This window comes from Pseudoclavibacter sp. VKM Ac-2867, assembly GCF_015351275.1.
Taxonomy (GTDB): Bacteria; Actinomycetota; Actinomycetes; order Actinomycetales; family Microbacteriaceae; genus Pseudoclavibacter.
This window is the reverse complement of sequence record NZ_JADKSL010000021.1, coordinates 1-12,369: the sequence shown is the minus strand read 5'-3', so window position 1 is coordinate 12,369 and position 12,369 is coordinate 1. Positions and strand designations below refer to the sequence as shown.

The window sequence follows — 12,369 nt, the reverse complement described above, 5'->3', positions numbered from 1 at the left end:
GCGTGCGCATCCGCCCCCGGCTGATGCCTGGGAGTAGACTCGGCACTCATGAGCGAGGCACCGATCGGCGTATTTGACTCTGGTGTCGGCGGGCTGACGGTCGCGAGGGAGATCCGGGCGCAGCTGCCGGGGGAGTCGCTCCTCTACGTCGGAGACACCGAGCACACGCCGTACGGCCCGAAGCCGATCGCCGACGTCAGGCGTCTGTCGCTCGCGGTCCTCGACGAGCTCGTCGAGCAGGACGTCAAGATGCTCGTCATCGCCTGCAACACCGCGTCTGCCGCGGTGCTGCGGGATGCGCGTGAACGCTACGACGTGCCGGTCGTGGAGGTCATCGCGCCGGCCGTGCGAGCTGCCGTGAGCGCGACGCACAACAATCGCATCGGGGTGCTCTGCACCGAGGCGACCCTGTCGTCACGCGCGTACGACGACGCTTTCGCGGCGGCCCCCCACCTCGAGATCTTCTCGCAGGCCTGTCCGCTGTTCGTGGAGTACGTGGAGCGAGGCGACACGACGAGCCCAGAGCTGGTGCGGCACGCCGAGGAGTATCTGGCGTCGATCAAGGCGGCTGGCGTCGACACTGTCGTCCTCGGATGCACGCACTACCCGTTCCTGAAGGGCGTGCTCGGCTACGTGCTCGGCCCGGACGTCCGCCTCGTCTCGAGCGACGTGGAGACGGCGCAGGACGTGTACCGCGTGCTCGCCTCGAACGGCCTCCTCAACGCCAGCGGGCGAGCCCCGCAGTACTCCTACCGGGCGACGGGCGAGAACACGGAGGCATTCGTGAACCTTGCCGGTCGCTTCCTCGGCCCCGACGTGCGCCACGTGGAGCGACTCATGACGGAGGCCATCAACCTGCCGCCGTCGATGCGCCGCCCCTGACGCGACGCGCCCCGATTTCCAGCACCGCATCCGACCCCTTGGAGGACCAATGACCGATGCACGCGCAGACGGCCGCACCCACGACCAGCTTCGCCCCGTGACGATCGAGAAGGGCTGGAGCGAGCAGGCAGAGGGCTCGGCCCTCATCTCGTTCGGGAAGACGAAGGTGCTGTGCACGGCCTCGTTCACACCCGGCGTGCCGCGCTGGCTCAAGGGGCAGGGCAAGGGCTGGGTCACGGCCGAGTACGCGATGCTCCCGCGCGCCACGAACGACCGCAACAGCCGTGAGTCCGTGAAGGGCAAGATCGGCGGGCGCACGCACGAGATCTCCCGCCTCGTGGGTCGCTCGCTGCGCGCGGCCGTCGACATGTCGGCGCTCGGCGAGAACACGATCGTCATCGACTGCGACGTGCTGCAGGCCGACGGCGGCACGCGCACCGCGGCGATCACCGGCGCGTACGTGGCGCTGGCCCAGTCGATCGAGTGGGCGAAGGCCAATAAGCACGTGCCAGCGAAGGCGAACGTGCTCACGCGCTCCGTTGCCGCGATCTCGGTGGGCATCGTCGACGGCGTCCCGCTGCTCGACCTGGCCTACGTCGAGGACGTCCGCGCCGGCACGGACATGAACGTCGTCGCGACGGGCGACGGCAAGCTCATCGAGGTGCAGGGCACCGCCGAGGGTGCACCGTTCGACCGTGAGGAGCTCGACCGTCTCCTCGATATCGCCCTCGCGGGCACGGCGACGCTCACGGAGCTGCAGAACGAGGCGCTCAAGGCATGAGCGAGCCGGTCCGGGTTGTCCTCGCCTCCCACAACGCGCACAAGCTGATCGAGCTGCGACGCATCCTGGGTGCGCAGCTCGACGGCATCGAGCTCGTCGCCTACGACGGCCCCGAGCCGCGCGAGACCGGTCTCAGCTTCGAGAGCAACGCGCTCCTCAAGGCGCGCGCCGCGGCAGAGCACACGGGGCTCCCGGCGCTGGCTGACGATTCGGGCATCTCGGTGGACGTGCTCGGCGGCTCGCCCGGCATCTTCTCCGCCCGCTGGTCGGGGCCCGCGAAGGACGCGAAGGAGAACCTCGAGCTGCTGCTGTGGCAGCTGAGCGACGTGTCGCATCCGAACCGCGCGGCGCAGTTCGTCGCGGCGGCGGCGCTGGTCGTGCCGGCGTCCGCGTCTGCGACGGGCGAGGAGCTGAGCGAGGCCGTGCTCGGCGTGTGGCCCGGCCGCATCCTCGAACAGCGGAGCGGGGAGCACGGGTTCGGCTACGACCCCATCTTCCAGCCCGACGGCGCCGAAGGCTCGGCCGCAGACCTCACGGATGCCGAGAAGGACGCCTCGAGCCACCGCCGCCGCGCGTTCGACGCGCTCGCGCCGAAGCTGCGCGCGGCCCTCGGCTTGTAGCCGAGCCGGCTGGGCTGGTCCTGGCATCTCGCCCCGAGCACCCACCTGAGTTTCGGGATGGAAAAGTCGCTTCGTGCTGGAAAGTTCTCCAGCACGAAGCGACTTTTCCATCCCCATTCCACGCAGGGAACCCATCCCGAAGCTGAGAAGTCGGGTCGGGACCTCGCGTGCGCGGCCTGGAGCCGACCGTTAGAGGAGTGAGCTGGCTTCGGTGAGTACGCCGCGCAGTGTCTGCTCGATCTCGTCGAATTCTGCCTGCCCGATGGTGAGGGGCGGGGCGAGCTGGATGACGGGGTCGCCTCGGTCGTCGGCGCGGCAGTAGAGGCCCGCGTCGAAGAGGGCCTTGGAGAGGAATCCGCGCAGGAGGCGCTCGGATTCCTCGTCATTGAAGGTCTCTCGGGTGTCCTTGTCCTTGACGAGCTCGATGCCGAAGAAGTACCCGTCGCCGCGGACGTCGCCGACGATGGGGATGTCGAGGAGCTTCTCGAGAGCCGCGCGGAAGTGCGGCGAGTTCTCCTTGACGTTCTGCGTGAGGCGTTCCTCCTCGAAGATGTTCAGGTTCTCGAGGGCGACGGCTGCGGAGACGGGGTGGCCACCGAAGGTGTAGCCGTGCGAGAACGACGTCTGGCCGTGCTTGAAGGGCTCGTAGATGCGGTCGCTCACGATGGTGGCGCCGATCGGGGAGTAGCCGCTGGTCATGCCCTTGGCGCAGGTGATCATGTCGGGCTGGATGTCGTACGTGGTGGATGCGAACATGTCGCCGATGCGTCCGAAGCCGGTGATGACCTCGTCGGCGACGAGCAGCACGTCGTACTTGGTGCAGATCTCGCGCACGCGCTGGAAGTAGCCTGGGGGAGGCGTGAAGCAGCCGCCGGAGTTCTGGACGGGCTCCAGGAACACCGCGGCGACGGTCTCTGGTCCTTCGAAGAGGATCATCTCCTCGATGCGGTTCGCGGCCCACTGGCCGAACTCGACGAGGTTGTCGCCGTGCTCGGGAGCGCGGTAGAAGTTCGTGTTCGGCACGCGGAAGCCGCCGGGGGTGAGCGGTTCGAACATCGCCTTCATCGCGGGGATGCCCGTGATGGCGAGGGCGCCCTGCGGCGTGCCGTGGTACGCCACCGAGCGGGAGATGACCTTGTGCTTGGTGGGCTGTCCCTGCAGCTTCCAGTAGTACTTGGCGAGCTTGAAGGCGGTCTCGACCGCTTCGCCGCCGCCCGTGGAGAAGAACACGCGGTTGAGATCGCCTGGCGCGTAGTCGGCGAGGCGGTCGGCGAGTTCAATGGCGTTCGGGTGGGCGTACGACCAGATGGGGAAGAACGCAAGCTCTGCGGCCTGCTTGGCAGCGGTCTCGGCGAGGCGCTGGCGGCCGTGGCCGGCGTTGACGACGAAGAGGCCGGAGAGGCCGTCGAAGTACTTGTTGCCCTTCGAATCCCAGATGTGGTGCCCGTCGCCCTTGACGATGATCGGCACCCCGGCGCCGTCTTCCATCACGGACTGGCGCGAGAAGTGCATCCAGAGGTGATCTTTGGCTTTCTGCTGCAGGTCTGCTTCGTTGAATTCGGTCATCGTCGATGCTCCTTCTCAGTGCTGATACTGGAACCGTACCCGTTGGTCGGGAGCGCCGGAACAGACAGTCTGTCGAGTCGGAGGAGCTTCAAGTGCCTGAGTTGCGCTCGCAGTCAGACGAGCAGCTGGACGCCGGGATCCGAGATCAAGAACAGTGCGGAAGGCGGGACTTGAACCCGCACGCTCGAAAGCACAGGAACCTAAATCCTGCGTGTCTGCCAATTTCACCACTCCCGCAAGCACGAGCGAACCCGTGTGCTGAAGCCAGTCTAGGGCGGCGCTGCAAAGCCGAGAAGCCGCGACGCGCAAGGCCTGTGGATAACTTCTGCGGCATTTTCGAGTCTTGGGCATGCTGTCGCCGTGAGCATCGCGGTAAGCACTATCACTGACCGAATCCGGCGTCGTGTCCTGTTGGAGGGCATCGACCTCGGTGGTGACCGTGTGCGGGCCGCCGACATCGCGCGCGAGGAGGTGCGGGGGTACGCGGAGGAAGCGCTGGGCTCGTCGCTGCCGCTGGTCCACGATGAGGAGTCCACGACACGTGAGGTGCTGGCCCGAGTGACCGGCTTCGGTGCGCTCCAGCCCTACCTCGACGATCCGGAGATCGAGGAGATCTGGATCAACGCACCTTCCCGAGTCTTCGTTGCTCGGGGCGGCGTACCCGAGCTCACGTCGACGGTCGTCCCGGAGACCGACCTGCGCGATCTCATCGAGCGGATGCTCCAGTCGAGCGGCCGACGAGTCGACCTGTCCTCGCCCTTCGTGGATGCCTCGCTCCCGAACGGCGAGCGGCTGCACGTGGCCGTTCCCGAGGTGACCAGGCGCTATCCATCCGTGAATATCCGCAAGTTCTCGCGCCGCATCCGAGACCTCTCCCATCTCGTCGAGCGCGAGGCGCTCACCGCGCAGGCAGCGGAGTTCCTGCAGCTCGCGGTCCTCGCCGGCTGCAACATCCTCGTCTCGGGCGCGACCCACACCGGCAAGACCACCATGATCAACGCGCTCCTCTCCTCGGTGCGCAGCGAAGAACGCATCGTTACGGTCGAGGAGACCTTCGAACTCGACCTCGTCGCCCGCGATGTCGTTGCGCTGCAGTGCCGGCAGGCAAGCCTCGAGGGCACCGGTGAGATCACGTTGCGCCGACTCATCAAGGAAGCACTGCGCATGAGACCCGACTGGCTCGTGGTCGGCGAAGTGCGGGAAGCTGAGAGCCTCGACCTCCTGATCGCCCTCAACAGCGGAATGCCCGGAATTTCCAGCATCCACGCGAACACCGCGAGGGATGCGCTCGTCAAGCTCTCCACGTTGCCGCTCCTCGCGGGACGCAACATCGACAGCGCGTTCGTGGTGCCCACCGTGGCCAGCTGCATCGACCTCGTCGTGCACCTCGAGATGACAGCCTCCGGAACACGACACGTGGGGGAGATCCTCGCGCCGACCGGAACGGTAACCGGTCAGATCATCGAGGCGGCCACCCTCTTCAACCGTGGACGGGCGCAACTCGAATCGACCGGATCCCCGCCGCCGCGAACCGCGAAGTTCGAGGCGCACGGTTTGGATGCGGCGCGTGTCCTTCGGCGGTCCCTGTGACCGTTCTGCTGGCGCTGGTCATGGGGGCGGGAGTCTCGAGCGTTGTGAGCGCGAGACTGTGGCCGCAGAGCAGCGAGCGACGCGACCGACGCCTCTCCAAGGTTGCCGACTTCGAGGCAGATCTCAGGCGAGCCGGATTCGAACGGGTACCCATCGGCGTGTTCGCGGGTGCTGCCTTCGCGCTCGGGCTCGCGTTGGGTGCCATGGCGCTCGCTCTCACGGGAGTGGTCGCTGTTGCCCTCATCGCTCTCGTCGGAGGGTCGGCGGCTCCAGTCACGATCGTGCGGGTCCGGTCCGTGCAGCGGCGGAACCGGAACCGGCTCGTGTGGCCGGACGTGGTCGACCACCTGGTGGCGTCCATCCGTTCCGGTGTGGCCCTGCCCGAGGGGGTCGCGGGGCTGGCCGAATCGGGGCCGGCGGTGCTGCGGGAGGACTTCGCCGCATATACCCGCCAGTACCGCCTGACGGGCAGCTTCCGCGTGGCTCTCGACGAGCTGAAGGAGCGGCTCGCCGACCCGACCGCAGACCGCATCCTCGAGACGCTTCGCATGTCCAGAGACGTCGGCGGATCGGAACTCCCCACGGTGCTCAAAAGCCTCGGCAGCTACCTGCGAGAAGAGCAGGCCGTGCGCCACGAAGTCGAAGCCAAGCAGTCCTGGGTCATGAACGCCGCCAAACTCGGCTCGGCCGCACCCTGGATCGTCCTGCTCATGCTGGGAACCAGGCCCGAGGCGGCGAGCGCCTTCAACAGTCTGGAGGGCGCGATCGTGATCCTCATCGGCCTGGGCGTGACCGTAGCCGCCTACCTGCTCATGCTCCGCATCGCGAAACTCAAAGACGACCGCAGGTGGTTCGCATGAACGAGACACTCGGCTGGGCCGTGCTCTGCGGGCTCGGTCTCGGAATCGGCCTCTGGACGCTGCTCGCCGCCGTCCCACGCCTCTCCAAGCCGAACCTCGCGGAGCGTCTCGCCCCGCACCTCCTGGACATCTCGGCGGCTGCGCGAGCCGATGTGCAGAAGACCGCGAGCGATCCGCTCCCCGTCCTCGGGACACTCGCCGCCCCATTCGCAGCGAGAGGCAGGGCCCTCCTCGATGAAGTGCTCGGCGGCAGCGACCGCATCACCGCGCAGCTGCGTCAATCGGGCTCCACGACCAGGCTCGAACGGTTCCGAGCCGAACAGCTCACCTGGGGACTCGTCGCGACTGGCCTGGGCCTGAGCGCCGGTCTCTTGCTCGGCGCGACCCGCGGAATTCCGGTCCTCGCCCAGATCCTCCTGCCTCTCCTCCTCGGCTGCGTCGGCATCTTCCTCCGCGACCAGGCCCTCGGCCGCGCCGCGCAGCGCCGTCACCGACGCGTCGCCAGCGAGTTCCCCACCGTCGTCGAATTCCTCTCCCTCAGTCTCTCGGCAGGTGAGGGCATCTTCGACAGCCTGAAGCGCGTCGCCAGCGTGAGCACCGGCGAGCTCGCGAAGGAGTTCGCGCGAGTCGTCCACCACGTCAACACCGGCGTCTCGCTGTCCGATGCACTCCACGAGATGACCAGGGGCGTCCGCTACCTGCCGCTCGACCGCTGCGTCGAGCACATGATCTCCGCACTCGAACGTGGGGCGCCGCTCGTCGAAGTGCTCCGCGCGCAAGCAAGCGACGCACGGGAACTCGGCAAACGCGACCTCCTGGAATCCGCCGGCCGGAAAGAAGTCCAGATGCTCGTCCCACTCATCTTCCTCATTCTCCCCACGACCATCTTGTTCGCCCTCTATCCAGCCGTCTTCGTGCTCCGCACGAGCTTCTGACCGCCACCCGAAAGGCACACCATGCAGTTCCTGCACGCACTCCGAACCCGAGCCAGCTCCGAACGCGGCGACGTCCCCGGCTGGGTCCTCATCACGATCATGTCTGCGGGACTGGTGATCCTCCTCTGGACCGTCGCCGGCGACCTCCTCGTCGACGTCTTCCAGAACGCCATCAGCCGCGTCAGTGACTTCAGCTAACCGCGCCCATTCGCGCGGCGTGATGCGCGACGAGACCGGCTCGGCAGTCGCCGAATGGGTCATGGTGTCGGCGATGCTGCTCCTCCTCACGCTCACCGTCCTGCAGGTCGGCTTCGCCCTGCACGTTCGCACCACGCTCCTGGACGCCGCGGGGGAAGGCGCGAGGCACGCCGGGCTCTTCGGCGGCAGCCTCGAAGCGGGGGAGACCCGAGCGGCGGACCTCATCACGGTCGCCATCGGTGCTGGCTATGCCCAGGAGGTGACGGCCACGGCAACCGAGACCGACGGATCACCGACCATCGCGGTCACCGTGCGCTCACCGTTGCCGCTGATCGGCCTGCTCGGCCTCCCCGACGCGCTGGAGGTGACCGGACATGCGCCGACAGAGACGCTCGAGACTGAGTGACGATCGGGGCTCGGCCTCCCTCGAATTCCTGACGCTCGGCACGCTGCTCATCGTGCCGCTCGCCTACCTCATGCTGACGCTGTCCTCGCTCCAAGGCGCGAGCATCGCCGCCGAGTCTGCGGCACGCAACGCGGCGAGACTGCTCGCAGCGGACCCTGCCGCAGCCGACACCCAGGCCCTTGCCGAGGCCACGATCGCACTTGCGGCTGCCGACCACGGATTCGACGCGAAGCTCGTCGAGCAGACGGTGGAGTGCCGTGGCCCGGACCCCAGCTGCACCGCCCCCGGCTCGGTGCTCGCGGTCACTGTCACGATCGCCGTGCCGTTGACGTTCGCAGCCAGCCTCACCGGCGAGGCGACGCCGATCTCGGTCCCCACGAGCGCAACCTCCTCGTTCGCCGTCACGCGCTTCGGCCTGGCCGCATGATCGGGATGCGCGTGCGAGCACGAGCGGGCCTGCGCTGGACGCGCGGGGAGCGCGGCAGCGTCCTCCCGCTCATCCTCGTCTTCCTCATGATCGGACTCGCCGCCGCCTACGTGCTCGTCGCGGCCACTTCGCTGTCCATCGAGCGCAAGCGCCTCCTCACGATCGCCGACGCCGTCGCGCTCTCCGCATCCGAGAGCTTCTCCGCCGCCGACGTGGTCTTCAGCGACGGGGAACTCCAACCGGTCCTCAGCCAGACCCGCGTGGAAGACCGCGCCCTCGCGACCCTCGAAGACCTCTCCGCGGCGCGCACCGACAGCATCACGCTGGATTCCGCGACTTCACCCGACGGTGTCACCGCGCACATCGTCATCACCGGCGCATGGTCGCCACCCCTCGCCCATGCGCTCCTCCCGACAGGACTTCGGATCACCGTCTCCAGCGACGCGAGAGTCGTGCTGAGCTGACACGATGCGCGCCGGACAGCACCGCCCAGCCCCGACGGCTAGTCTTGGGGGATCATGATCAACCTTGACCTCGCCTCGGAGATCACTGCCCTGCGCAGCACCTTCGGAGACATCAGCGCCGTGCTCAACCCCGACAAGCTCCGCGCGAAGGTGGTGGAGCTCGAGGCCGAAGCGTCCGTCCCGGACCTCTGGAACGACACGGACAACGCGCAGAGGGTCACCTCCGCCCTCAGCCACGCCCAGTCGGACCTCAAGCGCCTCGACGAGATCGAGCAGCGCCTCGACGACCTCGAAGTGCTCGCGCAGATGGCCGTCGAGATGGAAGACGAGGACACGGCCGAGGAAGCCCGAGCCGAGCTCAAGTCGATCACCAAGGTCATCGGCAACCTCGAAGTGCAGACCCTCCTCGACGGCGAGTTCGACCCTCGTCCCGCCGTCATCACCATCCGCGCCGGCGCCGGCGGAGTCGACGCCTCCGACTTCGCAGAGATGCTCCTTCGCATGTACCTCCGCTGGGCGGAGCAGCACAGCTACAAGGTCTCCGTCCTCGACACGAGCTACGCAGAGCAGGCGGGCATCAAGTCGGCCACCATCGAGATCGACAGCCCGTACGCCTTCGGCACACTCTCCGTCGAGGCCGGCACACATCGCCTCGTGCGCATGAGCCCCTTCAACTCCGCAGGCAGCCGAGAGACGAGCTTCGCCGCCGTCGAGGTCGTGCCGCTCATCGAGCAGACCGAGTCGATCGAGATCCCAGACAACGACATGCGCGTGGATGTGTTCCGCTCGTCCGGCCCCGGTGGCCAGTCCGTCAACACGACCGACTCCGCCGTCCGCATCACGCACCTGCCCACCGGCATCGTCGTGAGCTGCCAGAACGAGAAGAGCCAGATCCAGAACCGCGCCGCAGCGCTCCGCGTCCTCCAGTCGCGCCTCCTCCTGCTCCGCCGCGAGGAAGAGAACGCACAGAAGAAGGAGCTCGCCGGCAACATCACCGCCAGCTGGGGTGACCAGATGCGGTCCTACGTCCTCGCCCCATACAAGATGGTGAAGGACCTCCGAAGCCAGCACGAGACCGGCAACACCGACAAGGTCTTCGACGGCGACATCGACGCCTTCATCGCCGCCGGCATCCGCTGGCGCAAGCGCGGCGAGGCCGACGCCGCCTAGCTCGGGTCGCTGACCACCGCGTCTGACCACTTCTGCATGTCGCGCCGCGCTGACGCCAGTCCGGTGCCTACCCTGTTAGCGCCATGATCAGATTCGATAACGTCGCCAAGGTCTACCCTGGCACCGCCGCCCCCGCACTCGACGACATCACCTTCGAGGTGCTGCGCGGCGAGTTCGTGTTCCTCGTCGGCCCCTCGGGCTCCGGCAAGTCCAGCGTCCTCCGCCTCATCCTCCGAGAAGACGCACCCAGCAGAGGCCAGGTGCACGTGCTCGGCCAGGACCTGCGGCGCATCTCCAACCGCAAGGTGCCGTACTACCGGCGCAGCATCGGCATGGTGTTCCAGGACTTCCGCCTCCTCGCCGGGAAGACCGTCTTCGAGAACGTCGCCTACGCGCTCGAAGCGCTCGGCAAGTCGCGCGGGCACGTCGCGAAGGCGGTCCCCGACGTCCTCAAGACCGTCGGCCTCGGCGACAAGGCCAACCGGTTCCCGCACGAGCTCTCCGGCGGTGAACAGCAGCGAGTCGCGATCGCGCGCGCCGTCGTCAACAAGCCGGACATCCTCCTCGCGGACGAGCCGACCGGAAACCTCGACCCCGTCACGAGCCGCGGCATCATGCGCCTCCTCGCGCGCATCAACGCCAACGGCACGACCGTCGTCATGGCCACCCACGACGTGTCCATCGTCGACGAGGAACGCAGGCGCGTCATCGAGCTCGACGGCGGCATCATCATGCGCGACGAGTCGGACGGCGTCTACCAGCCCGGGATCGTCCCCCTCACCGAAGCCGAGACGGCAGCCGCCAACCAGCTCGAGCAGGACGACGAAGCCGAAGTCGAATCACAGGCACCCACATCCATCGCCGACTCGATCGCCTCCCGCGTCGCCGGCGAATCGACCACGAAGAACACTGGAGACGTCAAATGATCGGCCGCGTATTCGCCGAGATGTGGCAGGGGCTGCGCCGCAACTCGAGCATGGTCATCTCCGTCGTGCTCGTCACCTTCGTCTCCCTGACGTTCGTCGGCGCCGGAATCCTCATGCAGCAGCAGATCAGCAGCATGAAGTCGTTCTGGTACGACCGCGCCCAGGTCTCGGTCGACCTGTGCTCCTCCGTTTCGAGCGCCCCCAACTGCGCCGGTGGGCAGGCCAGCGAGTCGCAGCGCGAGGCCGTCGAGGCGGCCCTCCAAGGTGCCGTGCTCACGCCGTACATCAACGAGTACGTCTTCGAGGACCAGGACCAGGCCTACGCGAACTTCCAGCAGCAGTTCGCCGGTGACCCGATCGTCTCCTTCGTCGAGCCCGAGTACCTCTCCGAGAGCTTCCTCATCACGCTGACCGACCCTGACCAGGCCGACATCATCATCCAGCAGCTCGAGGGCTACGACGGGGTCGAAGCGGTCACCGACCAGCGGCAGTACCTCGAGAGCATCTTCGAGCTGCTCAACGTCGCGAGCCTCTCCGCCATCGGCATCGCCGTGGTCATGCTCGTCGCGGCCGCCCTGCTCATCGCGACCACGATCCGCCTCTCCGCCATCAGTCGCCGACGCGAGATCGGCATCATGCGCCTCGTCGGCGCCTCGAACCGCTACATCCAGGCGCCGTTCATCCTCGAGGGAATCGTGGCCGCCCTCATCGGCGCGATCCTCGCGTCGGGGGCGACGCTGGCCATCGCCCACTTCTTCGTGCAGGGCTACCTCGGACGCCAGCTGCCCTTCGTCTCCCTCATCGGAGTTCCGGAGGCGCTGCTTGCCCTCCCCGTGCTGCTCGTGGTGAGCGTGCTGCTCGCTTGGGTGTCGGCGCGCATCGCGATCAACAAGTACCTCAAGGTCTGACCCGCACGAAACCCGCAGAGTAGACCGATGGACAGCCCGTGTCGTAAGATAGCGGGCTGTCCATCGTTTGCCGTCGAGAGAGGAAGAGGCCATGCCAAAGGAGCAAGGGACAAAGCCTGTCGCGACGAACCGTCGAGCCAGGCACGACTATCTGATCGAGGACACCCTCGAAGCGGGCATCGTGCTCAACGGGACCGAGGTGAAGTCGCTGCGTCAGGGGCGTGCTTCCCTCGTCGATGGATACGCGTACATCGACCGCGGTGAGGCGTGGCTTGACGCCGTGCACATCCCCGAGTACCTCGAGGGCACCTGGAACAACCATGCCCCGCGCCGCAAGCGCAAGCTCCTGCTGCACAAGGAGCAGATCCGCAAGCTCGCGATGAAGACCAAGGAGGGCGGGTACACGCTCGTCCCGCTCACGCTGTACTTCCTGAACGGCCGGGCCAAGGTCGAGCTCGCCGTCGCCAAGGGCAAGCGCGAGTTCGACAAGCGCCACGCGCTCCGCGAGCGTCAGGACAAGCGCGAGGCCGACAGGGCCGTGGCCTCCCGCAAGTACATGGGGGAGTGACCCCCGGCGCTCCTCGAACGACGAGCTGCAACAGCGATGCGGCCCCCGATCCAGTGGATCGGGGGCCG

At 67.4% G+C, this 12,369-nt stretch carries 15 protein-coding genes and 1 tRNA gene; 14 read left to right on the top strand and 2 right to left on the bottom strand.

Annotation, left to right across the window (positions count from 1 at the left end):
* Positions 1–48: 48 nt before the first annotated feature.
* Genes murI through rdgB form a run of 3 tightly spaced genes read left to right on the top strand, consistent with a single transcriptional unit; the run spans position 49 to position 2,283 of the window.
* Complete coding sequence (gene murI, locus ITJ67_RS16705; protein ID WP_194678389.1) at positions 49–882, top strand: glutamate racemase; 834 nt, start codon at positions 49–51, stop codon at positions 880–882.
* A 49-nt stretch (positions 883–931) separates the two neighbouring features.
* The gene (gene rph / locus ITJ67_RS16700; protein WP_160072268.1) at positions 932–1,663 is read left to right on the top strand and encodes a ribonuclease PH; all 732 of its coding nucleotides are present in this window, start codon (positions 932–934) and stop codon (positions 1,661–1,663) included.
* Positions 1,660–2,283 (top strand): RdgB/HAM1 family non-canonical purine NTP pyrophosphatase, encoded by a 624-nt coding sequence (gene rdgB / locus ITJ67_RS16695; RefSeq protein WP_160072266.1) that lies wholly within the window; start codon positions 1,660–1,662, stop codon positions 2,281–2,283. Before rph ends, rdgB begins: the two co-directional genes overlap by 4 nt.
* 189 nt (positions 2,284–2,472) lie before the next feature.
* Here rdgB and ITJ67_RS16690 read toward each other — a convergent pair whose 3' ends face one another.
* Positions 2,473–3,849 (bottom strand): aspartate aminotransferase family protein, encoded by a 1,377-nt coding sequence (locus tag ITJ67_RS16690; RefSeq protein ID WP_104298587.1) that lies wholly within the window; start codon positions 3,847–3,849, stop codon positions 2,473–2,475.
* Positions 3,850–4,004: 155 nt separating this feature from the next.
* A tRNA-Leu gene (locus tag ITJ67_RS16685) sits at positions 4,005–4,086 on the bottom strand.
* 123 nt (positions 4,087–4,209) lie between these two features.
* On the opposite strand from ITJ67_RS16685, the gene ITJ67_RS16680 reads away from it, so the two are divergent.
* The 11 genes from ITJ67_RS16680 to smpB all read left to right on the top strand — a co-directional run bounded on the left by ITJ67_RS16680 (position 4,210) and on the right by smpB (position 12,301).
* Positions 4,210–5,439 (top strand): CpaF family protein, encoded by a 1,230-nt coding sequence (locus tag ITJ67_RS16680; protein ID WP_194678388.1) that lies wholly within the window; start codon positions 4,210–4,212, stop codon positions 5,437–5,439.
* A complete protein-coding gene (locus ITJ67_RS16675) occupies positions 5,436–6,299 on the top strand; it encodes a type II secretion system F family protein (RefSeq protein WP_194678387.1) in 864 nt (287 codons plus the stop codon). The genes ITJ67_RS16680 and ITJ67_RS16675 overlap by 4 nt, the downstream gene beginning before the upstream one ends.
* Entirely contained in the window at positions 6,296–7,234 is a 939-nt protein-coding gene (locus ITJ67_RS16670; protein ID WP_194678386.1) for a type II secretion system F family protein, read from the top strand. The genes ITJ67_RS16675 and ITJ67_RS16670 overlap by 4 nt, the downstream gene beginning before the upstream one ends.
* Before the next feature lie 21 nt (positions 7,235–7,255).
* A complete protein-coding gene (locus ITJ67_RS16665; RefSeq protein WP_194678385.1) occupies positions 7,256–7,432 on the top strand; it encodes a hypothetical protein in 177 nt (58 codons plus the stop codon).
* Positions 7,419–7,838 carry a TadE/TadG family type IV pilus assembly protein gene (locus ITJ67_RS16660; protein ID WP_323741492.1) on the top strand — a complete coding sequence of 140 codons (420 nt, stop codon included), beginning with the start codon at positions 7,419–7,421 and terminating at the stop codon, positions 7,836–7,838. Before ITJ67_RS16665 ends, ITJ67_RS16660 begins: the two co-directional genes overlap by 14 nt.
* Positions 7,807–8,265, top strand: a complete 459-nt coding sequence (locus tag ITJ67_RS16655) for a pilus assembly protein (RefSeq protein ID WP_194678383.1) — start codon at positions 7,807–7,809, stop codon at positions 8,263–8,265. Before ITJ67_RS16660 ends, ITJ67_RS16655 begins: the two co-directional genes overlap by 32 nt.
* Positions 8,262–8,729 carry a hypothetical protein gene (locus ITJ67_RS16650; protein WP_228503191.1) on the top strand — a complete coding sequence of 156 codons (468 nt, stop codon included), beginning with the start codon at positions 8,262–8,264 and terminating at the stop codon, positions 8,727–8,729. The genes ITJ67_RS16655 and ITJ67_RS16650 overlap by 4 nt, the downstream gene beginning before the upstream one ends.
* Before the next feature lie 54 nt (positions 8,730–8,783).
* Positions 8,784–9,899, top strand: coding sequence for a peptide chain release factor 2 (gene prfB / locus ITJ67_RS16645; protein ID WP_160072250.1), 1,116 nt, complete (start codon positions 8,784–8,786; stop codon positions 9,897–9,899).
* 83 nt (positions 9,900–9,982) lie between these two features.
* Complete coding sequence (ftsE, locus tag ITJ67_RS16640; RefSeq protein ID WP_160072248.1) at positions 9,983–10,825, top strand: cell division ATP-binding protein FtsE; 843 nt, start codon at positions 9,983–9,985, stop codon at positions 10,823–10,825.
* Positions 10,822–11,733: a permease-like cell division protein FtsX gene (ftsX, locus tag ITJ67_RS16635; protein WP_160072247.1), complete on the top strand. Its 912-nt coding sequence runs from the start codon at positions 10,822–10,824 to the stop codon at positions 11,731–11,733. Before ftsE ends, ftsX begins: the two co-directional genes overlap by 4 nt.
* A 91-nt stretch (positions 11,734–11,824) precedes the next feature.
* Positions 11,825–12,301 (top strand): SsrA-binding protein SmpB, encoded by a 477-nt coding sequence (gene smpB / locus ITJ67_RS16630; protein WP_104241539.1) that lies wholly within the window; start codon positions 11,825–11,827, stop codon positions 12,299–12,301.
* Positions 12,302–12,369 lie beyond the last annotated feature (68 nt).